The 499-nt window shown below is 66.3% G+C and carries 1 protein-coding gene; it reads right to left on the bottom strand.

What is annotated here, in order from left to right; genetic code table 11:
- The coding region (locus ACLBYB_RS32745; RefSeq protein ID WP_447701371.1) for a DDE-type integrase/transposase/recombinase at nt 1-499 on the bottom strand (499 nt) is incomplete at both ends.

The raw sequence follows: 499 nt of genomic DNA, 5'->3' as shown, positions 1-499 counted from the left end.
CGGGGATCCTGGCGCGATGTACTGGATCTGCGAGCCAGTCTTGGCGACCCACTTGCGCAACGCCTTCGAGATCATCTCAGGGCCATTATCGCAGCGGATGTGCTCCGGGATGCCGTGCAGACACATCGCGTCGGCCAGCGCCTCGATCACGCCGACGCTGTTGATGCGGCGCGCCACCTTCAACGCCAAGCAGGCTCGGCTGTGCTCGTCGAGGAGCGTCAGGATGCGCAAGCTGCGGCCGTCGTGGGTCTGGGCCTGCACGAAGTCGAAGCTCCAGACGTGATTGCGGTGGAGCGGGCGCAGCCGCACACATGAGCCGTCGTTCAGCCATAGGCGGCTGCAGGGTTTATGTCGGCTGGGGACCTTCAGCCCCTCGCGGCGCCAGATGCGCTGAACCCGGTCCTTGCCCACCTGCCAGCCGTCTGCTTGCAGCAGCGCGGTGACACGACGGTAGCCATAGCGCCCGTACTCGGAGGCCAGGGCAACGATGGCTCGGGTC

This window comes from Methylobacterium sp. D54C (genome assembly GCF_053345595.1).
This window is presented reverse-complemented; position numbering and strand designations above follow the sequence as displayed.